Raw genomic sequence first — 26,391 nt, 5'->3', positions numbered from 1 at the left:
CGACCGGGGCGGTCGCGGAGGTGAATCCCGCCCCGCCAGGTCCCGGGGCGCGGGATACACTGTCCCGCTGGACCCCCCATGAACCGCCAGGCCGTCGCCTCCGTGCTCCTGCTGTGCATCGCGCTCGCGAGCGTGGTGGTGGGCGTCGTCTACCTCATCCGCCGCGACCGCGCGGCGCTGGTGGACCAGTTCGCCGCGGACCGCAAGGCCCAGGTGGAGGCGGCGGTTCGCGAGGTGGCCGATGCGCTCGACGACGCGGCCGATGACCTCCGCTTCGCCGGCGAGCTCCTCTCCCGGCCCGGCTCCGTCACCGAGCACCGGCGCGAGCTGCTCGCCCTCCTCGAGGTGGTGGGGCAGTACAAGGCCATCGTCGTGCTCGACTCCACCGGAGCCCAGCGCTTCGCCATCATGGACCGGCGCGCGGGGCCGGCCGTCACGCGCGGGGCCGTGGGCACCGTCCTGACGGAGACCGCCCGCGAGGCGCTCACCCGGACGCCCGGGGACATCCTCACCTCGCCGCCCGTGGCCGCCGCGCCCGGAGGCTGGTTCCGCGTCTTCGCCACCGCCTACGCGCCCTCCGCGGACGGGCCCGGCGGCGTGGTCGCCGTGCTGGTGGACACCGAGCCCTTCTTCGCGCCCCTGCGGCTCATCGCCACGGATCCCGAGGCGCGGCTGCTGCTCATCGGCGCGCGCGGCGTGCCCACCTCGGTGAGCGATGCCAACCTCACCGAGTGGCACAAGCGGCTGGCGACGGAGGCGGGCAACATCCCCGCCTTCGCGTCGCTCGTGCGGCACATGGAGGCGGGCGAGCGCGGCTCCATCCGCATCCCCGAGGGCGAGGCCGCCCTGCTGGGCCTGGGCGCGGCGGACGCCATCGCCGCCTACGTCCCCATCCGCATGCGTGGCGGTGCCCACTGGGCCGTGGCCACCCTCACCACCACCGCCGAGCTGCGCGCCCACGAGCGCGGCGTCATCCTCCGGGTGGCGCTCGGCGCCTCGCTGGTGGCCTTCTTCCTCGTCGTCTTCGGCGCCTACGTCATCATCGCCTCGCGCCGCGCCGTCGCGCTCCAGGAGAGCCGCCGCCACGCGGATCGGCTCGCCCACCTGCACGAGAAGACACAGAAGATTCTCGACAACATCCCCACCGGCGTCCTCGCCCTCTCCGCCGCCGGGCGCATCACCGCCGTCAACCAGGCCCTGCGCGAGCGGTTGCCTCCCACCGCCGTGGGCGCCTCGCTCCCCGAGGCCTTCCCGAACGCGCCCCCCGCCATGGTGGACCGGCTCGCCTCGCTGGTGGAGGGCGCGTGCTCCGCCGAGCGCGTCCTCAGCCTCCACGGCGAGCCGCTGCCCCTCTTCGGCGAGGCCGGCCAGTACCGCATCCACGCCGTGCCCCTGGAGCGGCACGACCCCGAAGTGCGCGTGCTGCTCGTGGTGGAGGACCTGAGCAACCTCCACGCGCTCGAGTCGCAGCTGTTGCGCGCGGAGAAGCTGGCCACGGTGGGCATCCTCGCCGCCGGCATCGCGCACGAGATTGGCACGCCGCTGGGCGTGGTGCGCGGTCGCGCCGAGTACGTCCAGGGCAAGCTGGGCGCGCAGCACCCGCAGGCCGCGGGCATGCAGGTCATCATCGAGCAGATCGACCGGGTGAGCCGCACCATCCGCCAGCTGCTGGACTTCTCGCGGGTGCAGCCGGTGGCCGTGAAGGGCGTGGCGCTCGGGCCGCTGCTGCGGGGCGCGCAGGAGCTGCTGCACGGCGAGGCCGAGCGGCGCAAGGTGAGGGTGGAGGTGGAGGTGCCCGAGGGCTTGCCCCCGCTGTCGGCGGACCCGGACCAGCTGCAGCAGGTGGTGCTCAACCTGGCCCTCAACGCGTGCGATGCGTGCGAGCCCGGGGGCTCGGTGCGCATCGCCGCCCACATGGAGGCGCCGGGCGAGCCAGGAGTCTGGAGCGGGGTGAGGGTGACGGTGCGGGACGATGGGTGCGGCATTCCACCGGAGAGCCTCAACCGCGTCTTCGACCCGTTCTTCACCACGAAGAAGCGCGGCCAGGGCACGGGACTGGGGCTGACGATGGTGGCTCAAATCGTCCGCAACCACGGGGGCCGCATCGAGCTGGAGAGCGAGCCCGGCCAGGGCACGTGCGTGACGCTGTGGTGGCCCGCCACGCCCGCGCCGAGCGAGGAGCGACATGCCGTCTGAGGGACGAGTGCTGGTGGTGGATGACCACGTGGAGATGGCGCGGCTGCTGGCCGACCACCTCACGGACGCGGGCTACACGGTGGACGTGGCCACCAGCGGCCAGGAGGCCCTCGCGGTGGTGAGCGGGCGCGTGCTGGACGCCGTGGTGTGCGACCTGCGCATGGAGCAGGTGGACGGCTTCGACGTGCTGGCCGCGGTCCGCAAGGTGGACCCCCTGCTGCCGGTGCTCATCATGACGGCCTTCGGCGGGGTGGAGAACGCCGTGGAGGCCATGCGGCGCGGGGCCACGCACTACTTCACCAAGCCCTTCCGGCTGGACGAGGTGTTGCTGTACGTGCAGCGCGCCATCGCCGAGCGGCGGCTGCGCGAGGAGAACCGGGCGCTGCGCCAGGCCGTGGGAGACCGCTCCGCCTACGCGGCGCTGGTGGGACGCAGCGCTCCCATGCGCACGCTGTACGAGCTCGTCGAGCGCGTGGCGCACTCGCCCGCGCCGGTGCTGGTGCGCGGCGAGAGCGGCTCGGGCAAGGAGCTGGTGGCCAAGGCGCTGCACTTCGAGGGCCCGCGCAAGGCCGGCCCCTTCGTGGCGGTGAACTGCACGGCCATCCCCAACGCGCTGTTGGAGAGCGAGCTCTTCGGCCACGTGAAGGGCAGCTTCACCGGCGCCACCACGCCCCGGCGCGGCCTCTTCCTGGAGGCGGACGGCGGCACGCTCTTCCTCGACGAGATTGGCGACATGGCCCCCGAGCTCCAGGCCAAGCTGCTGCGCGTGCTGGAGGATGGCGAGGTGCGCGCGGTGGGCGCGGATGCCTCGCGCAAGGTGGACGTGCGCGTGGTGGCGGCCACGCACCAGGAGCTCGAGACTCGCGTGCGCGAGGGCCGCTTCCGCCAGGACCTCTTCTACCGGCTCAACGTGGTGCCGCTGCACGTGCCGCCCCTGCGCGAGCGCCGCGAGGACATCCCCCTGCTGGTGGAGCACTTCGTCGCCCAGTCGCGCAAGCGCAACCCTCGCGCCCGCCTCACCGGCTTCACCCCCGAGGCGCTCGCCGCGCTCGCCACCGCGCCGTGGCCCGGCAACGTCCGCGAGCTGGAGAACCTCGTCGAGCGCCTCGCCGTGGTGACGGTGCAGGAGACGGTGGACCTGCCCACGCTTCAGCTCCACGCGCCCGGTGTGACGGCGGACACCCATCCGCTGTCACGTGCCCAGGCCCGGCTCGTGCCGTTGCGGCAGCTCGAAGGGGAGTACATCGCCTACGTGGTGGCGCAATGCGGTGGCAACAAGACGAAGGCAGCGGAAATCCTCGGCATCGACGTCTCCACCATCCACCGCCGCGAGCGCGAGCGGAGTGGAAACGGCTCGTAGCTCCGGGTGTGGTGGGTACACTGTCGGCCTCTCTTCTCTCGGAGGTCCCAGCACCGTGTCCCCGCCAAGAACCGCTGTTCCCCGAGGGCTGTCCGCCAGGTCCTTCACCGGCCTTCTGTGTGCGCTGAGCGCCGTGCTCGTGCTGGCCAGTGGCTGCAAGGAAGACGGGGGGCTCCCCGACGATTACATTCCCTACACTCCCCCGCCGCCGGGGAATACCGGGCAGAACGATGGGGGCCCTCCGACCGATGGCGGGGACGTGGTGCTCAGCGACGGGGGCACCTTCGGGGGCAAGCCCGCGTGTGCCTCCGGCTCGTGCGTCGGCGCCTGCGCGGATGGCGGAGTCGAGTGCGCGGGCAACTGCGGCTTCCTGGCCCCCGTGACGTACGGACTCTCCGGAAGCCCGAGGGGCCTCGCGATGGGCGACCTCAACGGTGACCAGTACGAGGACCTCGTCACGGTGAACGGCACCGGCAACAGGGTGGCCGTCCTGCTGAACCGCAAGAACGGCCTCTTCCAGACACCCACCCTGCTGCCGGCCAGTGGGCCCTCGTCCGTGACGCTCGCGGACGTCGACTCGGACCAGAAGCTGGACATCGTCGTCGGCAACAGCGGCAACGAGACGGTGGTGGTGTACCGCGGCAAGGGGGATGGCACCTTCACGCTGGCGAGCAGCGTGAAGATCGGCTCGGAGCTCAACGACGTGGTGGTCGGGAACTTCGGTGGAGGCGGCCAGAGCGTCGCCGTCCTCCGCGGGGACGTGCAGAAGCTCAGCGTGTCCAGGTTCAACGATACGCTCCAGACCCCGGTCGAATACGACGCCGCCTCGGCTCCCAGCGCGATGCGGGCCGACGACTTCAACCAGGATGGCCGGCTGGACATCGCCATCACCCACGCGGCGAGCTGCTCTCCGCCCGAGGCCCGGTGCCAGTCGGTGGGCGTGCTGCTGGGCAACGGCGATGGCACCTTCCAGGCCCAACGCTTCTCGGCCGTGAGCGGCCAGCCGCACGGCATCCTCTCGGCGGACCTCAACTTCGACGCCATCAAGGACCTGATGGTCACCGACGCGAGCGGCGCCCGGGTGCTCGTGATGCGCGGCAATGGCGATGGCACCTTCCAGGCCCCGGTCGCCCATGCCACGGGGAGCGGGCCGTCGAAGCTGGCCCTGGCGGACATCGACCGGGACTCGCTGCCGGACCTGCTGGTGTCCAACACCGGGGACAACCGGGTGAGCCTGTTGCCCGGCCGGTCGAATGGCTCCTTCGGGCCCCAGGTGTTGCTCACGGCGTACCCCCAGGGCGTGGGGCTCCAGGGGCTCTCCGTGACGGACTTCGACAAGGATGGCATCCGGGACCTGGCCGTCCTGTCCGGCTCCGGTGTGCAGATGCTCTGGGGCATCTGCCGCTAGCGAGGCGGCGGTGGGGGGACGGGGCGCAGCGCGTCGTCCTTCCAGCCCAGGAAGACGAAGGAGGGGTCCTCCAGCGGCGTGTCGAATTCGAAGCCGAGCCGCGTGGGGCCCTCCTCGTCCGCGTCCAGCACCGTCACCCTCATGCCCTCGAGCTCCACCCGGGACCCTCGGGGGAGCGGGTGGTTCGTGCCGCGGAACACCACCTCGAACTCGCTGGTGAGGAAGTGGCCCCGGGTGAGCGACAGCTCGAGCGACGCCGGCCCCGTGCGGACGAGCTCGTGGGGCTCGGGTGACAGGGAGAGCTGCCACCAGGAGAGGGGCTTCGGCATGCCGCGCAGGGCCATGAGCATGGGCACGTAGAGGCCGATGGTGGGGTTGGGCATGGGGAGGACGACCACCCGCTGCTGGGGGAGGCGCTTCCAGTCCAGCTCACGGTGCAGCGGCTGGACCATGGGCTCCACCTGGGCCCCCAGCTGCCGGAGGGCGAGCGTCATCGCTGGCCAGAGCAGCGGCGCCACCACCAGGTGCATGAGCGCGAGCACGCCGGCTCCGGCCGCGATACCTCGGGGACGCCAGCCGCGCGCCCGCGAGCGCCACGCGGATACGAGCACCAGGGCCACCGCCACCGAGCCACCGATGCTCGGGACGAGCAGCAGGCGGTTGGAGGGGAAGGTGGCGACCACCGGCAGCAGGGACAGCGCGGCGCCGAGGAAGAGCCAGCGGCAGTGGCGGCGCTCGTCCTCGGAGAGGGAGGGCCACGCGGCGCGCACCAGCAGGACGAGCAGCCCGAGCCCGAGCAGTCCCACCCCCACCAGCACGGGGCGCAGGCCCGCCGCCAGCCAGAGGTCCGCGGGCACCTCCATCACCAGCCCGGAGAGCAGCACCGGCACCCGCACCAGGGCGGCCAGGAGGAAGCGCCCGGGCTCGCTCACCGGGTCCACGTAGGAGCCCGAGCCGTAGGCGCCGAAGCCGCGCAGCTTGTACATCCCGAGGTAGGCCAGCCCGAGCAGCGCCGCCGGAGCGATGGCGCGCACCCGCTCCTTCACGCCGCCCCTGCCGCCGAGCAGCTCATAGGCCAGCACGTACGCGAAGACGCCCAGCGCGGTCTCTCCTCCCATCAGTCCCACGGCGAGCCCGGCCAGGGACAGGGGCAGGGCCCAGGGCCGGTGCGACTCCCGCCACTCCAGGTGCATCCACAGGCCGAACAGCGCGGGCACGGCTGCCACCAGCGCGTTGCGGTTGGCGATCCACCCCGCCACCATGAAGTGCGCGCCGTCGATGGCGAAGAGGAACAGCGCCAGCGCGCCGAGCGCGGTCGGCAGGAAGCGCCGCAGCAGCGCGCCGAAGAGGGCGACCATCCCCAGGTACCAGACCAGCGAGTGCAGGTGCCAGCCCACCGGGTTGCGGCCGAAGAGCTGGTAGTCCCCTCGGGCGAGCGCGCTCGACAGCGGGCGCCAGAAGGTCAGCTTCAGCTCGGGGAGTGTCCACCACGGGTAGGGCCCCTCGTCCACCATGCGCTTGAGCTTCTCGACATCCCCACCGGCGAAGTGGAACAGGTTCGAGGGCGTCCCCATCGCGGGCCAGCCCTCGAGGATGAGCAGGTGGATGTAGTCGTCGCTGAGGAGACCCACCGTGACGGTGGGCAGCGTGAGCACCAGCGCGGCCAGCAGCGAGAGCCAGATGACACGCGGGAAGGTGAACCACCGGCCCCGGGAGGAGGTGTCCATGGGCCACATCATCTCAGCTTGTCAGCCCCGGGAAAGACCTCGCGTCTCTGCGGCGCACCTTCTGGAGGAGCCGTCATGGGAGACCCACGAAACCCGAAGCGGGCCGGCGAGCCCTGGAATCTCGACCGCGTCCGCATCTCCGAGGCCGAGCTGCGGGCGCTCGCCCCCCTCGTCATCATCTCCGGTGGGTGGGCCTGGCACTTCATGGCTCCGCCCCACGAGGAGTTGAAGATCTTCCACGACCACAAGGACGTGGACCTCTTCGTGGAGCCCGAGCGCTTCCCCGAGCTCGTCCAGCTCCTCACCGAGCGCGGCTTCCACCGCATCTGGAGCCGCTTCGACGCCACTTCCACGCACTTCTACCGTTACGCGAAGTACGTGGAAGACGCGAAGGTCATCCTGGACGTGTTCGTGAGGCACGTGCCCTCGGTGCAGGTGGGCGACATCCGGGTGGTGGAGCCGGCCACGCTGCTCTCCTTCTATGGAGACATCCACAGCACGGATGACTGCGTGTCCGTCCTGGCCGCGAAGCGTCTCCTGGCCCGGGGCGAGAGCCCCATCGGGCGTCCAGAGCTGGTCACTCGGTTGCGGTAGGAGGGGGACTTCCTTTGAGGTGTGACGGGCTGTCGTTATCGTGATTCCCATTCTGAGCTTGGAGTGGGAGCCGCGTGCACATGAACCGAGCGGATGTGAAGCGCCTGTGGTTGCTCGTCGGGGGACTCGCGCTGGTGGCGGCGGGTTGCCGTGAGGAGCGAGACCTCCCCGTGACCTATACATTCGAGCCGCCTCCCTCCATCCAGGAGGTCTCCCAGACTCCCACATCGGTGGGGCCCGCGGACCTCTTGCGGCTGAGCATCACCGTCGCGGGCGGAAGCCGTGGGGCGCTGTCCTTCTCGTGGACCACGAATGCTGGCGTCCTGGGCACGCCGGTGGATGGCACCAGCCGCAGCGAGGTCGTCTGGACATCTCCGTCCTGCCTGCCCGCCGACGTGAAGCCCAAGGTGACGGTGATGGTCACCGACACCCAGAAGCGGAGCGCTTCGCACACCTTTGAGATTTCCTGGACGGGCCCCGTCTGCACGCAGGCCCAGTGTCCCTTCTCGCTGGGCGCCGAGCGGCTCGCGCTGGAGGCCGATTGCACCACGGACTCCCCGCTGTTCGTTCCGGACGGCTACACGTTCGATGGCCAGGGCCACACCGTCACGGCGGTGAATCCCTCGGGAGGCCGCTTCACGGGAGCCGTCATCCGCAACAAGGGGGGAACGGCGCGAGTCCGGGGGGTGAGCGTCACCGCCAGCGGGCTGACGGACCCCTGTGAGTCCGGCGCGGCGAGGCTCCGGGGCATCCTGCTCGAAGGGGCCACGGGCGAGGTGGTCGACAGCGAGGTCCGCGACCTGAACAGGGGCCTGGACACGAGTGGCTGCCAGGAGGGCTTTGGCATCGAGGTGCGCAACGATGACGCGAGCCGGGGCTCCCTCAAGGTGGACGTGTTGCGCAACCGCGTCTCGGGCTACCAGAAGCTCGGCATCCTGGTGACTGGCGCCGTGGAGGTGAACCTCGAGGGCAACACCGTGGATGGCCGCGGACCCGTGGCGCACATCGCGCGCAATGGCATCCAGGTGAGCAATGGGGCCCGGGGGCGGGTGACGGGGAACACCGTCTCCGGGAATGCCTATACCGGGCCCGCGGTGAACACCACCAGCGCGGGCATCCTCGTCGCGGGAGGCAGCGCCTACGGCCAGTCGCTGGTCACCGGACTCGTCATCGAGGGCAACACCCTCACCGACAACGACGTCGGCATCTCCCTCTCCCAGTACGAGGGAGAGGCCTTCGAACCGCCCGCGGAGAAGACGCTCATCCGGGTGGCCGGGAACGACGTCCGTCACGGGGGCGCGGTGCTCAACCCGTACTACCAGGCCGCCATCTCGGACTCGGGCACGGGCAACATCATCACCGCGAATCTCTTCTCCGGTGCGGGCTACACCCGGGATGAGTCCCGGCACCTGTACGACATCGACGTGTCCCCCACGAAGTCGGCGTCGAGGCTCGTGTTCCTCACCTCGGCGCAGGACTTCGCGATGGGGGCCTGCTCCGGCAAGGTCACCGTGCAGAGCCAGGACGAGAACGGCAACCTCGTGCGCCCGGCGGACCCGGATGCGTTCACCGTGGCGGCCTCGGGCGTGGCGGCCTCGGGCGTCACCTTCTACACGGACGCGGGTTGCACCGAGAGCCTCACCACCTTGAACCTCTCGAACCCGCAGGCGGAGGCGAGCTTCTTCATCCGGTCCTCGCAGCCAGGGGCCGCGACGGTGGAGGTGTCCGGAGGCGGCCTGAGCACGGCCTCGCAGGCCGCGACCATCCGTTAGGGCCACCGGGCGTCCGGAGCGTGACGCCGCCTCTCCCCCCGGGGCCTCTCGGCGGAGCGGGAGGGGGTGTGCATGCTGGGGAGCCGGTCCCTCCCATGCGCACCTTCCCTCGGCTCCCGCGTCTCCTGTTCCCGGTCCTGTTGCTGGCGCTGATGCCGGCCTGTTCCCTGTTGAAGCCGCGCTCGCCCCTGCTCGAGCGCGTGGGCAGATCCAACATGTCCGTGGGCGAGCTGCGCATCCGCGTTCGCGACATGGCGCGCCGCTTCCCGGGCGTCCTCGAGGCCACCGCGGACGTCGCCGCCGAGCGCTCCGACTCGGCCGAGATTCGCGAGGCGATGCTCCGCTTCAAGAGCAACGCGGTGCCCGTCATGCAGTCGGCACTCCTCCAGCCGGATCCGGTGGCGGCGCTGATCGACGGCTGGGCGTTGCTGGCGCAGCTCGAGCAGGCGTTGCCGGAGAATGCCGCGCCGGAGATGCGGGCCACGTTCGCGCGATCGCTCCGAGAGTTGGAGTCGGAGGTGGAGGCGCTCTGGCGCGAGCTGTCGGGCCGCCAGGACGTGTCCAACCTGCGGGAGACGGTCCACCAATGGGCCGCGGAGCACCCCTTGACGGGTCCGCTCGTCACACGCGAGTCCACCGTGCCCCTGCTGGCCGACTTCACGGACCGCTCCGGGGTGGGCCTGATGGGAGCGGCGGCCGGGGCCCTCCAGGACACGCAGGATCTACTCACGCGGGTGGACCTGTACGCGGGCAGTCTGCCCCGGCAGGCCCGTTGGCAGGCGGAGATCGCCACCCAGGAGCTCCTGGGGGCAGCACCGGCCCTGGGCCCCGTGTTGAACGAGCTGGACCGTACGGTGGACGTGCTCGAGCGCGTGGGGGCGCTGGCCGCCCACACGCCCGCGCTGGTGACTCGCGAGCGCGAGGCCTTGCAGGACTTCATCTCCTCCGAGCGTCAGGCGGTGATGGATGACGTGCGGGGCGAGCGCGTGGCCGTGCTGGCGTCGCTCCACTCCGAGCGCGTGGAGACGCTGGCGCAGATGGATCCCCTGGCCCGGGGTTGGGTGGACCACGCCTTCGAGCGGGCCACGGGCCTGGTGAATCACATCTTCCTCTGGCTGCTGGGGCTGCTGGTGTTGTTCCTGTTGGGCGTGCTGGTGGCCGCGGCGCTGCTGGCGCGGGCCTGGCGCCGGCGCGAGGGCCTGCCCCGGGGCCGTCCGCGAGGAGGCGGTGGGCCGTCGAGGGACCGGATTCCCCCGGAGGAGCCCGCCATGCCGGCTCCTCCCGTGCCATCCGTTGGCGAGCACCCGGCCGAACCCCCTCATTGAGGAGCGCGAGGCGGCGAGCGGGACTCCCTGGGAGCGACCAGGGCAGGCGGCCGGGCGTCAGGTGCGAATCCCTCCGGGCGGCACCACACATGGAGAGGAGGAGGCCGGACATGCCCGTCGCTGGAGTTGCCCCCGCCCCACTGCCCGCTGCGCAGGCCCTCGAGCGTCTGCGGGAGGGCAATCGCCGCTTCTACCAGAACGTGCGCAGCCTGGACGTCGCGTCCGGGCAGGCCGCGCGCGCCGCGCTGGTGGCCGGGCAGAATCCGTTCGCCATCATCCTCTCGTGCTCCGACTCCCGCGTGCCGGCGGGAATGGTCTTCGACCAGGGATTGGGAGACCTCTTCGTCATCCGCGTGGCCGGCAACGTCGTGGCGCCCTCGCTGGTGGGGAGCGTGGAGTACGCCGCCGCCACCTTCGGGACCCGCCTGGCGGTGGTGATGGGCCACTCCGGCTGCGGTGCCATCAAGTCCACGCTGGACTTCATTCAGAACGATGTGGATGCGCCCTCGGAGAACATCCACGACCTGTTGGAACGGTGCCGGCCCGCGGTGGAGAGCGTGGTGGAGGTCGCCGGTCCGGGCGCGGACAAGGAGCGCCTGCTGCGCGCGGCGGTGCGCGCCAACGTCCGCCAGTCGTGCGCCCACCTGCGCCATGGCAGCCGCCTGCTCGAGCGGCTCATCCTGGAGGAAGGGATGTGGATTGTCGGTGCCGAGTACTCACTGGAGACCGGCCAGGTCGACTTCTTCGAGGGCCACGAGCACCATCGCATCCTGGGTGAGCCAGCCGGTGTACCCGTCGTCTAGCGGACGTCGAGGGTGAAGGGCGTGGCAATCCGCCAGGGCGGTCTTGCACGGTGCCACGTTCGCCGCGCTGCGTCGGAGCGCTCTCCGAGGGAAGCGCCACGGGCATGTCGCTTGCTGATGCAGGGGGATGAGGAGCCGCCATGCGCCACCCCTTGCCGTGCTGCGTCATCCTCGCGCCAGACGCGGATGAGTCGCTGCGCTCGTTGTTGAGCGACGTGCTGGGCGACATGGGCATCGCCCTGTGTGCCGCGGGTGACGCGGTGCGGCCGGACGTGGTGCTCGCGCTGGTGCAGCGCGAGGACAGCGTGTCCAAGGTGTTGAAGGTGGCCGGGAATGAGGCGGGTGCCGCTCCTGTCTTCGTGATGCTGCCCTTCGAGGACGAGCGGTTGCGGCGCCTGGCGCTCAGCCTGGGCGCGAGTGGCTGTTACGCGCTGGGCACGCCGCTGGAGCTGTTGAAGGGCCTGTTGCGCAATGTGGTGGGCAGGTTGCCCCGTTCGCGAGGGGTCTCGGACGTCGCGGGTATGCAGGGTGAACGCGGGAGGCACGATGATGGAGCGTGAGTCCTGGCCGGTGGCGCAGCCGCGCCCCAGGTCCGTGCTGAGGTTGGTTCCTTCCCTACCGCCGGAGCCGTGTACCGCCTCGGGCGAGCGGGTGCTGGTGGCGGCGGATGGCCTTCGGCTGACGAGCGAGCGACTGGAGGTGGGGGGCAGCTCCTGGCGGCTCGAGGAGCTGCGAGGATTCGGCACGCGCCACGAGGCCCCCGGCTTCCGGGTGCCGCTGCTCATTGGCGCGGGAGCGGCGCTGGTGGTGCCGATGCTGCTGCTGCAACCGGGCTCGTTCCGGGTGACGGTCGCGCTGCTGGTGGCCACGGCGCTCGTCTTCGCCTCCATCGTCTGGCTGGTGGTGGCCGCCGACACCTACTGGCTGACCGTGCGCACCTCCGAGGGCGAGCGGCAGGTGCTCCGCAGCCAGGATCATCAGCTCTTCGCCCGGGTGGTGGAGGCGCTGGGCGAGGTGCTCGAGCGGCCCGAGCCGAGGCCCGTGGCGCCCACGCCCGGAGTGCCGGCACGCCGGCTGGCCCTGGTGCGCTGAAACTCCCTCTCCCCCTGGGAGAGGGCCGGGGTGAGGGTCTACCCTCGCAGGACATGTCCGGCCTCTTCCGCACCTTCCGACGGCGGCGCCTGCTGCGCCGCCCCTTCCCACCCGAGTGGCTCGACTTCCTCGAGCGGCGTATCCCCTTCTGGGGGGGACTCGCGCCGGAGTCGCGCCCGCGCTTCCTGGACCTGCTCAAGGTCTTCGCCTGGGAGAAGGAGTTCATCGGGGCGGGCGGCTTCTCCATCACCGATGAGGTGCGCGTGGTGGTGTCGGCCACGGCGGTGAGGCTGGTGCTGTACCTGGACCTCTCCTATTACGACCGGCTGAGGGAGATCATCGTCTACCCGGACACCTTCCGGCTTCCGGACCGGACGGGCGGGGTGCTCGGCGAGGCGAAGAACTGGGGCACCGTCATCCTGTCGTGGCGGGCGGTGCTGGCGGGCCTGGGAGATCCACGAGATGGCCACTCCACGGCCGTGCACGAGTTCGCCCACGTGCTGGACCGGGAGGATGGGGCCTTCGATGGGACGCCGCAGCTGCGCCAGTACTCCCATTACCGGGCGTGGGCGTCGGTGATGGGGGAGCACTTCCTGAAGCTGCGCGAGGGCCGGCCCGTCGAGCGTCAGGTGCTGGACGACTACGGAGGACTCAACGAGGCCGAGTTCTTCGCCGTGGCCACGGAGTCCTTCTTCGAGAAGCCGCGGCAGATGAAGGACAAGACGCCGGAGCTGTTCGAGGAGCTGAAGCGCTTCTACGGATGCGATCCGACACCTGGAGGGTGAGGGGGCCCGTGCTCCGGGCTGGGCGAGCCGGAGAGCGGGCGGCCATGCGGGTGCTCCACCGGACAACACGATGCGAGCGGGACGTTGACGGGGAACGGTGGGGGTTGCCGATGCGTCCCACCATTCCGAGCATGTGCGGGAGAGCGCCCGGCGCGGCACCCGTCGCCCGAGTCCGCTCGAGCACCGGAAGACTCAACTGGCGCGTGCTCCTGGGAGGTGTGAGATGCGCTTCACCGATTTCCTGGCGGAAGGCAGCATCCGTTCGGACCTGCGGGTCACGGACAAGGCGGGCGTGTTGCACGAGCTGGCCGGCATGCTCGCGGCGAGGACGAGGGCTCCGCGCGAGCTGCTCGAGGAGCAGCTCGTCACCCGGGAGCGCATCTCGAGTACCGCCATAGGCGAGGGGGTGGCCATCCCGCACTGCCGGTTCGAGCGGCTGCGGCAGACCATCGCCTGCATCGCGGTGGACCGCGAGGGCGTGGACTTCGGCGCTCGGGATGGGAAGCCGGTGCGACTCTTCGTGACGCTCGTGTCACCGACGAGCGCACCGGGCACGCACCTGGGGGTGCTCGCGCGCATCGCGGCGCTGCTGCGGGATGGACGCCTGCGTCAGGCCCTGATGGAGGCGCCCGACGCGGCCACCATCCGCGCGCTCCTGGTGCGAGCCGAGGACGCCTATCTGGCCACTCAGGCCCGCCACGACGCCTCCCAGCACGTCGGCAGTCCCTGAGCGCCCTTCCACCCGATGACCGCCCGTTCGCTCTCCCCTCCTGGGGGGCGCGAGTGCCTTTCATGAGGCAAGGGGTCTCGGGGGCTCATCGTGCGGATTGCAATCCGGCGGGGGACGCCCGAGGCCTAACCCAGCGGAATCACGGGCGGTAACGAGAACGGTTCCTGGTACAGCGGCTGCTCTGGGGAAGGGGACGAGGTGTCCATGTCCCCATTCGAGCTTCCCTGTCCGCTGTCCTTTCCGCTGAGCACTCCATCGGGGTGGGTCGAGCCTTCCAGTCTGGAAGGCTCCCTGCCCGCCGAGGAGGCCCCCCTCCCATGACCTTCGAATACGTCTCCGGCGCCGTGCTCGCGGTGCTGCTCCTCGTCTACCTCGTCCATGCCCTGCTCCGTCCGGAGCGCTTCTAGAGGCCCGCCATGACACTCATCGGTTGGTCGCAGATCCTCCTCTTCTTCGCGCTGGTGCTCGCGCTGACGAAGCCGCTGGGCAGCTACCTCTTCCGCGTCTTCGAGGCGCCCCACCAGCCCCTGCCGAAGGTGCTCGGGCCCGTGGAGCGCTTCCTGCTGCGGCTGTGCGGCGGCGGGGAGGCGCTGCGTGAGCAGACGTGGGGGCGGTACGCGCTGGCGCTGCTCGCCTTCAGCCTGTTCAGCATGCTCGTCACCTACGGAATCCTGCGGCTGCAGCACGTGCTGCCACTCAACCCCCAGGGCTTCCCGGCGGTGGGGCCGGAGCTGGCCTTCAACACGGCCGCCAGCTTCACCACCAACACCAACTGGCAGTCCTACGCGGGCGAGTCCACCCTGAGCTACCTCAGCCAGATGGCGGGGCTGGCCTGGCAGAACTTCGTGTCCGCGGCGGCGGGCATGGGCGTGGCGCTGGCGCTCGCGCGCGGCTTCACCCGGCGTCCCGGCCCCGAGGGCCAGAAGACGCTGGGCAATTTCTGGGTGGACCTCGTGCGCGGCACCCTCTACGTGCTGCTGCCCCTCTGTGTCGTCTATGCGCTCTTCCTGGTGTCGCAGGGCGTGCTGCAGAACCTCGCGCCCTACCGCGAGCTGACCACGCTGGAGGGCGTGAAGCAGACGCTGGCCATGGGCCCGGTGGCCTCGCAGGAGGCCATCAAGATGCTGGGCACCAACGGCGGCGGCTTCTTCAACGCCAACAGCGCCCACCCCTTCGAGAACCCCACGCCGCTCACCAACCTGGTGCAGATGCTCTCCATCTTCGCGATTCCCGCCGCCCTCACGTACACGTACGGGAAGATGACGGGGGACACGCGGCAGGGCTGGGCCCTCTTCGCGGCCATGAGCCTGCTCTTCTTCGCGGGGGTGACCGCCGCCTACGCCGCCGAGTCCCAGGCCAACCCCGCCGTGGCCGCCGCCCAGGTGGCGCGGGAGGGAAACCTGGAGGGCAAGGAGACGCGCTTCGGTGTCGCGGCCTCGGCGCTCTTCGCCACCGTCACCACGGATGCGAGCTGCGGCGCGGTCAACTCCATGCATGACAGCTTCACCGCGCTCGGCGGGCTGGTGCCCCTGGTCAACATCCAGCTCGGCGAGGTCATCTTCGGCGGCGTGGGCGCCGGCCTCTACGGCATCCTCGTCATGGTGGTGCTCGCCGTCTTCATCGCCGGCCTCATGGTGGGCCGCACGCCCGAGTACCTGGGCAAGAAGATAGAGGCGAGGGAGATGACGCTCGCCATGCTGTACGTGCTCATCTTCCCGCTCGTCATCCTCGGGCTGAGCGCGGTGGCGGTGGTGCTTCCCCAGGGCCTGTCCTCGCTCGGCAACGCGGGGCCGCACGGCCTGTCGGAGATCCTCTACGCGTACACGAGCGGCACGGGGAACAACGGCAGTGCCTTCGCCGGACTCAACGCCAACACACCCTTCTGGAACATCACCCTGGGCGTGGCCATGCTCGCCGGGCGCTTCCTGATGATTCTCCCCGTGCTGGCCATCGCCGGCTCCATGGTGGGCAAGAAGGTGGTGGCTCCCGGCCCCGGGACGTTCCCCACCCACGGCGCCCTCTTCACCGGCCTGCTGGTGAGCGTGGTCGTCATCGTCGGCGCGCTCACCTTCTTCCCCGCGCTTTCCCTCGGCCCCATCGTCGAGCACTCGCTCGGCCAGGCCGGAAAGGTGTTCTGACCATGGCTTCCCCTTCGTCGAAACCGTCGTCGCTCTTCGAGCCGGCGCTGCTCGGGCAGGCCACCCTGGACAGCCTGCGCAAGCTGAATCCCCGCGAGGTGGCGCGCAACCCGGTGATGTTCGTGGTGTGGGCGGGCAGTGTGCTCACCACGGTGCTGGTGGTGAAGGACCTCGTCACGCCGGGGCCGACGCCCACGCCGCCGTGGTTCACCGTGGCGGTGACGCTGTGGCTGTGGTTCACCGTCCTCTTCGCCAACTTCGCCGAGGCGGTGGCGGAGGGGCGCGGCAAGGCCCAGGCCAGCGCGCTGCGCAAGATGCGCAAGGACACCACGGCCCGGCGTCTGGTGGACGGGAAGGAGGAGCGCGTGCCGGCCCCCGACCTGCGCAAGGACGACCGCGTGGTGTGCGAGGCGGGTGACCTCATCCCCGGCGACGGCGAGGTGGTGGAGGGCATCGCCAGCGTGGACGAGTCCGCCATCACCGGCGAGTCCGCCCCCGTCATCCGCGAGTCCGGTGGAGACCGCTCCTCCGTCACCGGCGGAACCAAGGTGTTGTCGGACCGCATCGTGGTGCGCATCACCGCCGACCCCGGCGAGTCCTTCCTGGACCGGATGATCGGTCTGGTGGAGGGCGCCGCGCGCCAGAAGACGCCCAACGAGATCGCCCTGCACATCCTCCTGGTGGGACTCACCATCGTCTTCCTGCTGGCATGCGTGACGCTGGTGCCGATGGCGCTCTACTCGGGGGTGAAGCTGTCGGGCACGGCGGTAGTGGCGCTGCTGGTGTGCCTGATTCCCACGACGATCGGTGGCCTGCTGTCGGCCATTGGCATCGCGGGCATGGACCGGCTGCTGCGCAAGAACGTGCTGGCCATGAGCGGCCGGGCGGTGGAAGCGGCGGGCGACGTGGACACGCTGCTGCTGGACAAGACGGGCACCATCACCCTGGGCAACCGCATGGCCACGGAGCTGCTGCCCCTGCCGGGCGTGCGGATGGAGGACCTGGCCGAGGCCTCGCAGCTCGCGAGCCTCGCGGACGAGACGCCCGAGGGCCGCTCCATCGTCGTGCTGGTGAAGGACACCTACAAGATGCGGCCGCGAGAATTGCAGTCACACCAGGCCTCCTTCGTGCCCTTCACGGCGCAGACGCGCATGAGCGGCTGCGAGCTCGTGGACCCGCACCCGCGCAGCATCCGCAAGGGCGCGGTGGACGCCGTCATCCAGCACGTGGCGTCGCAGGGTGGGGCCGTCCCGCCCGAGCTGCGCGAGATGGCGGCGCGCATCGGCGACGCGGGCGGCACGCCGCTGGCGGTGGCGGATGGCGCGCGCGTGCTGGGCATCATCCACCTGAAGGACGTGGTGAAGGGCGGCATCAAGGAGCGCTTCGAGCGCTTCCGCGCCATGGGCATCCGCACGGTGATGATTACCGGCGACAACCCGCGCACGGCGGGGGCCATCGCCCGCGAGGCCGGCGTGGACGACTTCCTCGCCGAGGCCACCCCCGAGGCCAAGCTGGCCCTCATCCGCGCCGAGCAGGCCAAGGGGAAGCTCGTGGCCATGACGGGAGATGGCACCAACGACGCGCCCGCGCTCGCCCAGGCGGACGTGGGCGTGGCGATGAACACCGGCACCCAGGCCGCCAAGGAGGCCGGCAACATGGTGGACCTGGACTCCAACCCCACCAAGCTGCTGGAGGTGGTGGAGGTGGGCAAGCAGCTCCTCATGACGCGCGGCACGCTCACCACCTTCTCCATCGCCAACGACGTGGCCAAGTACTTCGCCATCCTCCCCGCGCTCTTCATGGGCGTGTTCCCGGAGATGGCGCCGCTCAACGTCATGGGCCTGTCGTCGCCCTACAGCGCCATCCTCTCCGCCGTCATCTTCAACGCCCTCATCATCATCGCCCTCATTCCCCTGGCGCTCCGGGGCGTGCGCTACCGGCCCCTGGGCGCGGCGGCGCTCCTGCGGCGCAGTCTCCTCATCTACGGGGTGGGGGGCGTCATCGTCCCCTTCGTCGGCATCAAGGTCATCGACGTGGTGCTCACCGCCGTGGGCCTGGTCTGAAAGGAACGCATCATGGTCTCCGCACTCGTCACCGCCCTGCGCGCCTCGCTCGTCACCCTGGTGCTCACTGGCGTGCTCTACCCGCTGGCCGTCACCGGCCTGTCCCAGCTTCTCTTCCCGGAGGAGGCCAACGGCTCGCTCGTCACCCGTGAGAAGGGCCAGGTGGTGGGCAGCGCCCTCATCGGCCAGGGCTTCTCCCGGGCCGGCTACTTCCAGCCGCGCCCGTCCGCGGCCGGCGGCGGCCATGACGCCACCGCCTCCGCGGGCAGCAACCTGGGCCCCACCTCCCAGTCACTGAGAGACCGGGCCGTGGCCGAGGCCGAGCGCCTGCGCCGGGAGAACCCGGACGCTCCGGGGCCCGTGCCCGCCGAGCTCGTCTCCGCGTCCGGCTCGGGGTTGGATCCGCATCTGTCCCCCGAGGCCGTGCGCTGGCAGGTGCCCCGGGTGGCCCACGCTCGGGGCGTGGAGCCCGGGAGGATTCTCGCCGTGGTGGAGGAGCACCTCGAGGGCCGCACCTTCGGTATTCTGGGGGAACCTCGGGTGAACGTGCTCCTCCTCAACCTGGCGCTGGACCGGCAATTCGGTGAGCTCCCTTCGGCGCGGCCCTCGGCGGCGGGGGCGCTGTGACACGACGGCGTGCCGAGGACTTCCTCGAGCTGGTCGCGCGCGGCCGTCGCGGGCGGCTGAAGCTGTACATCGGCTTCGCCGCCGGCGTGGGCAAGACGTACCGCATGCTCGAGGAGTCCCACGCGCTCGGGAAGCGAGGGGTGGACGTGGTGCTCGGTTTCGTCGAGACACACGGCCGCTCGGAGACGGCCGCGTTGGTGGAGGGGTTGGAGGTGGTGCCGCGCCAGGTCTTCACCTACCGGGACGTGGCGGTGGAGGAGATGGACCTGGACGCGGTGCTGGCGCGCAAGCCCCAGGTGGCGGTGGTGGACGAGCTGGCCCACACCAACGTGCCCCTGTGCCGCAACCGCAAGCGCTACCAGGACGTGGAGGAGTTGCTCGCCGCGGGCATCAACGTCATCGGTGCCTTCAACGTGCAGCACCTGGAGAGCCTCAATGACCTCGTCGATCGCGCCACCGGCATCCGCGTGCGCGAGACGATTCCCGACAGCTTCCTCAAGAGCGCCGACCAGGTGGTGAACCTGGACCTGGCGGTGGAGGATCTGCACGAGCGGCTGAGGGCGGGAAGAATCTACGCGCCGGACAAGGTGCAGCGCGCGCTGGAGGGCTTCTTCCAGCAGGAGAACCTCTCCACGCTGCGCGAGCTGGCGCTGCGCGAGGTGGCCGAGAGCCTGGACCGGGCCACGGGCAGCCGGACCCGCGCGGGCGCGGAGCCGCAGCAGATGGGGGGAGGCTGGGGCCGGTTGATGGTGGCGCTCTCCAGCAGTCCTCCGCACGCGGCGACGCTGCTACGACGCGGCTCGCGCATGGCGGGCCGGCTCAACACCGACTGGTTCGTGGTCTACGTGGAGACGCCCGGCGAGGCACCGCACCTCATCGACGCCGAGGCACAGCGCCACCTGCTGGCCAACATCGAGATGGCCCGGGAGCTGGGCGCGGAGGTGGTGCGGCTCAAGGGCAAGGATCCGGTGGCGGCGCTGCTGGACTTCGCGCGCTCGCACGGGGTGGGCCACATCATCGTGGGCCGCTCGCGGCAGCCGTGGTGGAAGCGGGTGATGGGGCTCGCGTCGGACGTGCGGTTGTTGCGCGAGGGGGAGGGGTTCGACATCCACGTGGTGTCCTTCGAGGCGCCGCGCGAGGAGCGCCGGCCATGAGGTTGCGCGACAAGTTGCTGTTGGCCCAGGCGCCGTTGGCGCTCGCGCTGCTGCTGGTGGGAGTGCTGGGCGTCAACACGCTCGGCCGGCTGGGGCGCGCGGGGCAGGACATCCTCGCGGACAACTACCGCAGTGTGCTGGCCATGCAGCGCACCCTCGAGCACCTGGAGCGCATGGACGCCGCCGCCCTCTTCATCGTCGCGGGCGAGCGGCGGCGGGGGCAGGAGCAGGCGGAAGCGCAGCTGCAGCCGCTCGAGGAGGAGTTGAAGGTACAGGAGCGCAACCTCACCGAGTCCGGAGAGGCCGAGGCCACCCGGCGGCTCCGGGAGACCTGGACGCGCTACCGGTCCGGATACGAGGCCTTCCTCGCCCTGGACTCACCCGAGCGGGCGCGCCAGGCCTACTTCGAGTCCCTGGCGCCAGCCTTCCAGGAGGCCAGGGAGGCCACGCAGGACATCCTGGCGCTCAACCAGGACGCCATGGTGCGCAAGAGCGATGCCCTGAGGCGGCAGAGCCGGCGGGTGAACACGCTCATGGTGACGGCGGTGGTGGTGGCGCTGGTGGGGGGCTTGCTGGCCTCGGCGTCGCTGACGCAGCGGGCGCTGCGGCCGGTGTCCGTGCTGTCCCAGGCGGTGCGGCGGTTGGGGCAGGGAGACCTGGCCACCCGGGCGGTGGTGGAGGGACGGGACGAAATCTCCCAGCTGGCCCAGGACTTCAACGCCATGGCCGAGGCGCTGCAGCGCTACCGGCGGAGCTCGCTGGGAGAGCTGCTCCAGGCGCAGTCCGCCTCCCAGGCCGCCATCGACAGCCTGCCGGACCCGGTGGTGGTGTTCGGCCTGGACGGGAGCGTGCTCAACGTCAACCGCGCGGCGGAGGAGGGGCTGCGGCTGTCATTGGAGGTGGGCGGGGGAGCGCTGGGGCAGGTGGCACCGGAGGTGCGCGAGGTGCTGGAGCGGGTGCGGGTGCACGTGCTGGGAGGAAAGGGGCCGTACCTGCCGCGTGGCTACGAGGAGGCAGTGCGGGTGGAGGGGCCGGAGGGAGACCGGTGGCTGCTGCCGCGAGGCAGCCCGGTGTATGGCGAGGGCGGAGGGGTGGTGGGGGCCACGGTGCTGCTTCAGGACGTGACGCGGCTGAGGCGCTTCGACGAGCTGAAGAACGACCTGGTGGCCACGGTGGCGCACGAGTTCCGCACGCCGCTCACCTCGCTGCGCATGGCCATCCACCTGTGCCTGGAGGAGGTAGCGGGGCCCATCACGGAGAAGCAGGCGGACCTGTTGTCCGCGGCGCGCGAGGACTGCGAGCGGCTGCAAGGCATTGTGGATGACTTGTTGGACTTGTCGCGACTGCAGGCGGGGCGGCTGGTGCTGGAGGTTCGAGAGGTCTCCACGGAGGCGGTATTGGAGGCGGCGCTCGCGCCGCACCGGGGGGCGGCGGAGGAGCGGGGCGTGCGGCTGGCCTCGGAGCAGGAGCCGGAGCTGGAGCGGGTGGAGGCGGATCCGGAGCGGTTGCAACTGGTGCTGTCCAACCTGGTGGCCAATGCCGTGCGGCACACGTCGCACGGGGGCGAGGTGGTGGTGCGGGCGAGGCGCGACGGTGAGCGGGTGCGCTTCGAGGTGGCGGACACGGGGGAGGGCATCGCACCGGAGCACCAGCAGCGCGTCTTCGAGAAGTTCTACCGGGTGCCCGGGGGAACCACGGGAGGAGCGGGGCTGGGGCTGTCCATCGCGCAGGAGATCGTCCAGGCGCACGGCGGGGAGATGGGACTGTCGAGCCAGCCCGGAGTCGGCAGCACCTTCTGGTTCACGCTTCCGCAGGTGGAGGTGCCACGGCCATCGTGAGCGACAACCGTGTTGTCTTCGAGGTCAACTGCACTCGGAATAACCGCCAAAGTCCTGACTCATCTGTATGAGTTCGTTGAGGGCTGCCTTGCGTTGAGCATCGCGCTTCCGCTTGTACGCGAGAAGATCGTTGAGCTGGATGTGCCGGTGTTCTCCAGTCTTCGTATACGGAATTGCGCCCTGATCGAGCAGCCGGACCAGGTATTGGCGTGACACGTTGAGCAGATCCGCCGCTTGCTGCGAGCTGAGTTCCTTGCGCACGGGCACGACGGTCACGGCATCCCCTTGGGCGAGAACCGTGACGATCTGACGGAGGAGATGGAAGACGGGTTCGGGCAACTCGAGAGTCTCGCCGCCAGGGCCGACGAGCTTGGGTCGCTGTGTCCCCTGACTCTCCATGAGGCGAGCCAGCTCGACGAGGTCAGCCAGCTTTTCCTCTGGAGCAGAGATCGGACCTGTCCGGTCCACCGTGCCTTTGTCTTGGACAGCGCGAGAGCGAATCATGCCCCGAATGTACGAGTATTCGTTCCAAACGTAACCCCAGATCCAGTTACTTCCTAGGTTGGGAGACACCGGGCGGGCGGGTGGCCGTGCTGGCTCAGCCGGGCGCGGACTCGTACTTCTTGCGCTTGCGCCACAGCGTGGACGCGTCGATGCCGAGGATGTGTGCCGCCTCGTCCAGCGTGGGGACACTCGCCATCACCCGGAGGATGTGCTCGCGCTCCACCTCCTCCAGCGTGTGCGGCCCGCCCAGCGCCACCCCCGAGCCCGTCGCCGCCGCAATCCGCTCCGGGAACGCCTGCGGCTCCAGCACCTCCGCCGGCCACATGATGATCGCCCGCTCCAGGGCGTTGCGCAGCTCTCGCACGTTGCCCGGCCACGGGTACGCCAGCAGCATCTTCTCCGTCGCCGGGGACAGTTCCGGTGGTGGCCGCTGCGCCGTCCGCGCGAAGAAGGCCACGAAGCGCCTCGCCAGCGGGAGGATGTCCTCGCGCCGCTCGCGCAGCGACGGCAGCTTCACCTCGATGACGTTGAGCCGGTAGAGCAGGTCCTCCCGGAAGTGGCCCGCGGCCACGTCCTTCTCCAAATCCCGGTTCGTGGCCGCCACCACCCGCACGTCCGCCCGGCGCGTGCGCCCCTCGCCCAGCCGCTCGAACTGCTTCTCCTGCAGGAAGCGCAGCAACTGCGCCTGCAGCGCGGGGCTCATCTCCGCCACCTCGTCGAGGAAGAGCGTGCCCCCCTCGGCCTGCTCCACCCGGCCCGGCTGGTCCCTCACCGCTCCGGTGAAGGCCCCTCGCACGTGGCCGAAGAGCTCGCTGGACAGGAGCTGCTCGGAGAGGGTGGGGCAGTTGACGGTGACGAAGGGCCGGCGGCGCCGCGCGCTCATCGAGTGCAGCGCCCGCGCGAGCACTCCCTTGCCCGTTCCGCTCTCCCCGCGCAGCAGCACCGCCGCGTCCGAGGCCGCCGCCCGGGTGACGAGCGCGAGGGCCGCGTGCATGGCGGGCGAGGCCGTCTCCAGCGTGGCCTCGGGCACGGACTGGGCGAGCTGCCCCTCCAGGTTGCCCAGCTGCGAGCTCAGCTCCCGGTGGGCCCGCGCCTTCTCCACGAGGTGCCGTATCTGCGCGGGAGTGAAGGGCTTGGGCAGGTAGTCACGTGCCCCGCGCTTCACCGCTTCCACGGCGGTATCAAAGGTGGCGTACGCGGTGATGAGGACGACATCCAGGGTGGGGGACTCGGCGAGCAGGCGGGGGAGCAGGTCCAACCCGCTGGCGGTGCCCAGGCGCAGGTCCACGAAGGCCAGGTCGGCCGGCCCCTGGGCGAGCGCGGCGAGCGCGGCCTCGGCGGTGGGGGCCTCGCGTACCTCGCAGCCGAGCCCCTCCAGGCACATGCGCAGCGTGGTGCGGATGTTCCGCTCGTCGTCCACCACCAGCACCCGCATGGGGCGCGGCTCCACCACGGGCGCGACAGGTCCGGTGTCCATGCCTTCATCCTAAACTCGGGCCGCGCGCCAGACTGGGCGGGAAACACCTCCCGAGGAAGCGGGGGGCCGCCGGGTGCTGTCGGGGTTGCATCCTGCACGAGGGGTGGCATTGGCGCGGCCCGGTTCCCATCTGTAGGGCATGGCGACGCGAGCGATGAGCCGGGGAGGGCCGTGGCTCACCCGGGAGGAGCGCGAGGTGCTGACCGGGGTGGCGGGGGTGGGAATTGCCCTGGTGCTGCTGGTGGCTGGATTGCTGTGGGTGTTGGGGGCCGAGCAGCGGGCCATCCAGGCGATGGAGCCGGGAAGGCGGGCGGTGGTCTTCCAGCGGAGCTTCGCGAGCTTCGAGGCCCTGTGCCGCGAAGACCCGGGAGGCTCCCTCTCGGCCGACTGCCGCCGGCAGGCCCGCTTCCTCCAGAAGTTCCCCGAGTGCGTGGACGTCTGCCGCGAGGAGGTGTCCCAGTACATCTCCAGCGCGACGCGCTGAGCGGGGATTACTCCTCGGGTTCCGGCGCCGGTGCCTTCTCGGCGGGCGCGGCGGCCTTCTTCCGGGCCCCCCCGGAGGCCGCGCGCGGGGCCCGGGGCTTCTTGCCGAGCAGGGCGGGGCCGCTGACCTCCTCGGGCATGAGGCCGGTGGTGGGCGCGCCTCCCGTCGGATGGGTGGGGCGGGGCTTGATGCGGCGAGGGGGGAGCAGGTCCGGCTCGCCGGGCACCTTCTGGGCGAGGAAGATGGCGGCGTCCAGCTTGTAGAAGTTACGGGTGCGGTACCAGGAGAGCGCGGACTCGTTGTTCTCGGCCACCTCGAGCACCAGGTGGGTGCAGCCCCGGGTGCGCGCCAGGTGCTGGAGCTGCTCCATGATGAAGCTGCCCACGCCACGGCCCTGGTAGTCCGGGTGCACGGCGAGCTCCTCGACGAAGAGGGGCCGCATGCCGCGCTTCTCGAACCAGCGGGGGTTGACCCAGTTGTCGTCGCCGGTGGCCTCGAAGGCGCACTCGGAGTAGCCGACGATCTCCCCATTCACCTCGTAGAGGAGCTGCTCTATCCACTCCGAGGTGTACACCTCGAGGAAGCGCCGCTTGGAGCGGGGCCGCTGGTACTCGACCGTCTCGCGGTTGACGTCCCGGAAGACGAGCTTGAGGAACTCCCACGTCCGGTTGAGGTCGCGGCGATGGATGCGCCGCACGCGCACCTCCAGGTCGCCCTTCTTCTTGCGCGAGGGAGGCTTCGTCTCACTCATGTCCCCAGTCCTAGCCGACTCGGGGCAATGATGCGCGGGGAACCGTACGCGACTTCCCACTGCCCGGCATTCCCGGATGGTGCGAGGGCGATAGCATGGACCGTATGCGCCTATTGACCTCCAGGAGTGGGCTCGGACTCCTCTGCGTACTGCTGGTGGCCTGTGCCACCTCGACGCCTGGCGTGCGTGTGGAGGAGGCGCCGTTGGATGCGGTGTCCTCGTGGGAAGAGGCTCGTGCGGACCCGAGCTGCGTGGTGCCGTTGTGCACTCAGGAGTACTGCTCCCTCTGGCGCTGCGTGGACCTGGTGGAAGAGGATGCTTCCTCCGTGGTGCTGGCACGCGGGCCCGGGGTCTTGCGTCCTCCCCTGGTGGTGGGCAGTCCCAGTCGCTGGTGGGGCCGCTCCATCGCAGCGCCCGCCAACGCGGAGCCCGTCTTCGAAATCCCCTGGCGCAACTGGAACACCCGCGACCAGTTTGCTCGAAGGGAACTCCGCCTCCCGTGCATCGTCACCCCGCGTGAGCCCTACGAGAAGCACCATATCTTTTCCGCAGGAGAACGAACTGGCCGAGTGGTTCGCGAGCAGGAACATCGACATTCACGCCTTCACCATTCGCCTACCCGAGAGCTTTCACACCTGGCTGCACAGTGGTGGGCCCAAGGGAGGCCAGTGGAATGAGGCCTGGCGGCAGTTCATGAGGAAGAACAACAAGACCGCCACCGCGGAGGATATGTGGCGGTTCGCGTTCGAACTCATGATGAGGTTTGGAGTGAATGGTCCGCTTGTTCCCTACTACTGCAAATGAGGAGCGCGGAGAACGTACGCATGCGCTATTTCAACATCGAGGAAGACAGAGCCGCAGGTTACACGGGTGAAGTCGACGCAGCGCATAAGTGGAAGCTCCCGGGTATCATATGTTCCACCTGCAAGGCCACTTGGAGTGATGGTTCCAAAGCATATCCCTCGGTGGACCCGACCCCGGTGGCTTCCCTGGCGAATTTCGAGAAGGCCCGAGCCGAGCCCATCGATGAGTATGAGCGGCTGTGTGAGCTGATACGCCCTTTACTGCCTCCTGGTGTCGTGTTGGCGCCAGGGGCGAACTTTGGTCCGCTCGTGGGCAGGGCACAGGGCCGCTTCGGGTCGCTCGTATCCCCATACCCCTGGTGGCTGTTGGCGCAGCGCGAGGCATTGGAGAAGCTTCAGGCAGAAGGTCTACGAGGACTCAAGGGCTGTCGTACCGAGCTTCGGTTCCGTCAACGTGCCTCACCAGATCTGCTCGAACTGGAAATTCTCCCCGTAGGCCGTCTTCACTCGGACTGCCTGCCTCCGAACCGCCCACCTCCCTGCCCTCGCTGCGGCCGGGATGGTCTCTCCTTGCCCGAGGTCCGTCTGCTGGACGCTGCGACCCTGCCCAGTCACTTGGATCTGTTTCGGTTGGAAGATTTCTCGACCGAGATCATCTGCACCGAGCGCTTCGTCGATGCCTGCCATCGTCTGGGATTGGACGGTGTCTCCTTCCATCCCCTGCCTGTTGACGTTGGGGGCGGGTCCACCTGTCCGCGGG

At 70.2% G+C, this 26,391-nt stretch carries 22 protein-coding genes and 2 pseudogenes; 20 read left to right on the top strand and 4 right to left on the bottom strand.

Annotated features, from left to right (window positions below):
* Positions 1 to 78 precede the first annotated feature (78 nt).
* The 3 genes from JRI60_RS50925 to JRI60_RS50915 are packed head-to-tail and all read left to right on the top strand — an operon-like array spanning position 79 to position 4,964.
* Positions 79 to 2,196 carry a two-component system sensor histidine kinase NtrB gene (locus JRI60_RS50925; protein ID WP_204223373.1) on the top strand — a complete coding sequence of 706 codons (2,118 nt, stop codon included), beginning with the start codon at positions 79 to 81 and terminating at the stop codon, positions 2,194 to 2,196.
* The gene (locus JRI60_RS50920) at positions 2,186 to 3,556 is read left to right on the top strand and encodes a sigma-54-dependent transcriptional regulator (RefSeq protein ID WP_204223372.1); all 1,371 of its coding nucleotides are present in this window, start codon (positions 2,186 to 2,188) and stop codon (positions 3,554 to 3,556) included. The genes JRI60_RS50925 and JRI60_RS50920 overlap by 11 nt, the downstream gene beginning before the upstream one ends.
* A gap of 55 nt (positions 3,557 to 3,611) precedes the next feature.
* Entirely contained in the window at positions 3,612 to 4,964 is a 1,353-nt protein-coding gene (locus JRI60_RS50915) for an FG-GAP repeat domain-containing protein (protein WP_204223371.1), read from the top strand.
* Here the strand turns inward: JRI60_RS50915 and JRI60_RS50910 are convergent.
* Positions 4,961 to 6,691: a hypothetical protein gene (locus JRI60_RS50910; RefSeq protein WP_204223370.1), complete on the bottom strand. Its 1,731-nt coding sequence runs from the start codon at positions 6,689 to 6,691 to the stop codon at positions 4,961 to 4,963. The genes JRI60_RS50915 and JRI60_RS50910 overlap by 4 nt on opposite strands.
* Before the next feature lie 75 nt (positions 6,692 to 6,766).
* Here JRI60_RS50910 and JRI60_RS50905 point away from each other — a divergent pair, with 75 nt between their 5' ends.
* The 14 genes from JRI60_RS50905 (at position 6,767) to JRI60_RS50840 (ending at position 21,612) form a co-directional block, all read left to right on the top strand.
* Positions 6,767 to 7,285 carry a hypothetical protein gene (locus tag JRI60_RS50905; protein WP_204223369.1) on the top strand — a complete coding sequence of 173 codons (519 nt, stop codon included), beginning with the start codon at positions 6,767 to 6,769 and terminating at the stop codon, positions 7,283 to 7,285.
* Positions 7,286 to 7,365: 80 nt separating this feature from the next.
* The gene (locus JRI60_RS50900) at positions 7,366 to 9,057 is read left to right on the top strand and encodes a right-handed parallel beta-helix repeat-containing protein (RefSeq protein ID WP_204223368.1); all 1,692 of its coding nucleotides are present in this window, start codon (positions 7,366 to 7,368) and stop codon (positions 9,055 to 9,057) included.
* A gap of 95 nt (positions 9,058 to 9,152) precedes the next feature.
* Complete coding sequence (locus tag JRI60_RS50895; RefSeq protein ID WP_239470215.1) at positions 9,153 to 10,382, top strand: chemotaxis protein; 1,230 nt, start codon at positions 9,153 to 9,155, stop codon at positions 10,380 to 10,382.
* Between the two features lie 110 nt (positions 10,383 to 10,492).
* On the top strand, positions 10,493 to 11,185 hold the full coding sequence (locus JRI60_RS50890) for a carbonic anhydrase (protein ID WP_204223367.1): 693 nt from the start codon (positions 10,493 to 10,495) through the stop codon (positions 11,183 to 11,185).
* Between the two features lie 140 nt (positions 11,186 to 11,325).
* Positions 11,326 to 11,745, top strand: a complete 420-nt coding sequence (locus tag JRI60_RS50885) for a transcriptional regulator (RefSeq protein WP_204223366.1) — start codon at positions 11,326 to 11,328, stop codon at positions 11,743 to 11,745.
* On the top strand, positions 11,732 to 12,277 hold the full coding sequence (locus JRI60_RS50880) for a DUF6232 family protein (protein ID WP_204223365.1): 546 nt from the start codon (positions 11,732 to 11,734) through the stop codon (positions 12,275 to 12,277). The genes JRI60_RS50885 and JRI60_RS50880 overlap by 14 nt, the downstream gene beginning before the upstream one ends.
* 53 nt (positions 12,278 to 12,330) lie before the next feature.
* A complete protein-coding gene (locus tag JRI60_RS50875) occupies positions 12,331 to 13,062 on the top strand; it encodes a M90 family metallopeptidase (RefSeq protein WP_204223364.1) in 732 nt (243 codons plus the stop codon).
* A gap of 223 nt (positions 13,063 to 13,285) precedes the next feature.
* Positions 13,286 to 13,792 carry a PTS sugar transporter subunit IIA gene (locus JRI60_RS50870; RefSeq protein ID WP_204223363.1) on the top strand — a complete coding sequence of 169 codons (507 nt, stop codon included), beginning with the start codon at positions 13,286 to 13,288 and terminating at the stop codon, positions 13,790 to 13,792.
* A 317-nt stretch (positions 13,793 to 14,109) separates the two neighbouring features.
* Entirely contained in the window at positions 14,110 to 14,199 is a 90-nt protein-coding gene (gene kdpF, locus JRI60_RS50865; RefSeq protein WP_204223362.1) for a K(+)-transporting ATPase subunit F, read from the top strand.
* Between the two features lie 9 nt (positions 14,200 to 14,208).
* On the top strand, positions 14,209 to 15,930 hold the full coding sequence (gene kdpA / locus JRI60_RS50860) for a potassium-transporting ATPase subunit KdpA (protein WP_204223361.1): 1,722 nt from the start codon (positions 14,209 to 14,211) through the stop codon (positions 15,928 to 15,930).
* Between the two features lie 2 nt (positions 15,931 to 15,932).
* Positions 15,933 to 17,993 (top strand): potassium-transporting ATPase subunit KdpB, encoded by a 2,061-nt coding sequence (gene kdpB, locus JRI60_RS50855; RefSeq protein WP_204223360.1) that lies wholly within the window; start codon positions 15,933 to 15,935, stop codon positions 17,991 to 17,993.
* 12 nt (positions 17,994 to 18,005) lie between these two features.
* Positions 18,006 to 18,620, top strand: a complete 615-nt coding sequence (gene kdpC, locus JRI60_RS50850; protein ID WP_204223359.1) for a potassium-transporting ATPase subunit KdpC — start codon at positions 18,006 to 18,008, stop codon at positions 18,618 to 18,620.
* Positions 18,617 to 19,774, top strand: a complete 1,158-nt coding sequence (locus JRI60_RS50845) for a sensor protein KdpD (RefSeq protein ID WP_204223358.1) — start codon at positions 18,617 to 18,619, stop codon at positions 19,772 to 19,774. Before kdpC ends, JRI60_RS50845 begins: the two co-directional genes overlap by 4 nt.
* Complete coding sequence (locus tag JRI60_RS50840; protein WP_204223357.1) at positions 19,771 to 21,612, top strand: HAMP domain-containing sensor histidine kinase; 1,842 nt, start codon at positions 19,771 to 19,773, stop codon at positions 21,610 to 21,612. Before JRI60_RS50845 ends, JRI60_RS50840 begins: the two co-directional genes overlap by 4 nt.
* A gap of 24 nt (positions 21,613 to 21,636) precedes the next feature.
* On the opposite strand, the gene JRI60_RS50835 is transcribed toward JRI60_RS50840, so the two are convergent.
* Entirely contained in the window at positions 21,637 to 22,116 is a 480-nt protein-coding gene (locus JRI60_RS50835) for an excisionase family DNA-binding protein (RefSeq protein ID WP_239470214.1), read from the bottom strand.
* A 94-nt stretch (positions 22,117 to 22,210) separates the two neighbouring features.
* Positions 22,211 to 23,593, bottom strand: a complete 1,383-nt coding sequence (locus JRI60_RS50830) for a sigma-54-dependent transcriptional regulator (protein WP_275439086.1) — start codon at positions 23,591 to 23,593, stop codon at positions 22,211 to 22,213.
* 139 nt (positions 23,594 to 23,732) lie between these two features.
* Here JRI60_RS50830 and JRI60_RS50825 point away from each other — a divergent pair, with 139 nt between their 5' ends.
* A complete protein-coding gene (locus JRI60_RS50825) occupies positions 23,733 to 24,077 on the top strand; it encodes a hypothetical protein (RefSeq protein ID WP_204223356.1) in 345 nt (114 codons plus the stop codon).
* 7 nt (positions 24,078 to 24,084) lie between these two features.
* Here JRI60_RS50825 and JRI60_RS50820 read toward each other — a convergent pair whose 3' ends face one another.
* Entirely contained in the window at positions 24,085 to 24,828 is a 744-nt protein-coding gene (locus tag JRI60_RS50820) for a GNAT family N-acetyltransferase (RefSeq protein WP_204223355.1), read from the bottom strand.
* A gap of 104 nt (positions 24,829 to 24,932) precedes the next feature.
* On the opposite strand from JRI60_RS50820, the pseudogene sitA6 reads away from it, so the two are divergent.
* Together sitA6 and sitI6 are read left to right on the top strand one after the other, a co-directional pair.
* Positions 24,933 to 25,632 (top strand): annotated as a pseudogene (sitA6, locus tag JRI60_RS55305) (SitA6 family polymorphic toxin lipoprotein).
* Positions 25,633 to 25,652: 20 nt separating this feature from the next.
* A pseudogene (sitI6, locus tag JRI60_RS50810) lies at positions 25,653 to 26,357 on the top strand (SitI6 family double-CXXCG motif immunity protein); the annotation flags it as partial.
* Positions 26,358 to 26,391 lie beyond the last annotated feature (34 nt).

It is taken from the genome of Archangium violaceum, assembly GCF_016887565.1.
Classification (GTDB): domain Bacteria; phylum Myxococcota; class Myxococcia; order Myxococcales; family Myxococcaceae; genus Archangium; species Archangium violaceum_B.
Note: the sequence above shows the minus strand (reverse complement) of the source record. Positions and strands in the feature narration are given on the sequence as shown.